This window comes from Longicatena sp. 210702-DFI.1.196 (assembly GCF_020563125.1).
In the GTDB taxonomy this organism is placed as follows: Bacteria; Bacillota_I; Bacilli_A; order Erysipelotrichales; family Erysipelotrichaceae; genus Longicatena; species Longicatena caecimuris.
The window spans coordinates 1-292 of sequence record NZ_JAJCPX010000122.1 but is presented as its reverse complement, the minus strand read 5'-3'; the positions used below and the strand labels follow the sequence as shown (position 1 = coordinate 292).

Sequence of the window (292 nt, the reverse complement as noted above, 5' to 3'; positions counted from 1 at the left end):
CCAGTCTTGTGCAGAATGTATGGCGTAGCGTATGCGGTGTGATATGTGGCAAGGGTTTGTCCTTGTGGTGCTTGTTGTATTTCTTTACCATACGGACAAATAAGGCGTTGTAATCAATCGCAACTTTGGGCTTGCCCTTATGGTTGACAAATAAGAAATTGCTCCGTCCGTCTATCACAAATGGTTCTGCCTTTGGGCGTTTTTTCATCACTCGTTGAAATGCTTGTATCGTTTCCTTGCTTAATGGCACTTGCCTTATTCCGCTCTTTGTTTTAGGCGTTTCAATATAATA

Annotated in this window: 1 protein-coding gene; it reads right to left on the bottom strand. The window is 42.5% G+C overall.

Annotation, left to right across the window (positions count from 1 at the left end; genetic code table 11):
• The coding region (locus LI241_RS15630; RefSeq protein WP_227161107.1) for a tyrosine-type recombinase/integrase at positions 1-292 on the bottom strand (292 nt) is incomplete at both ends.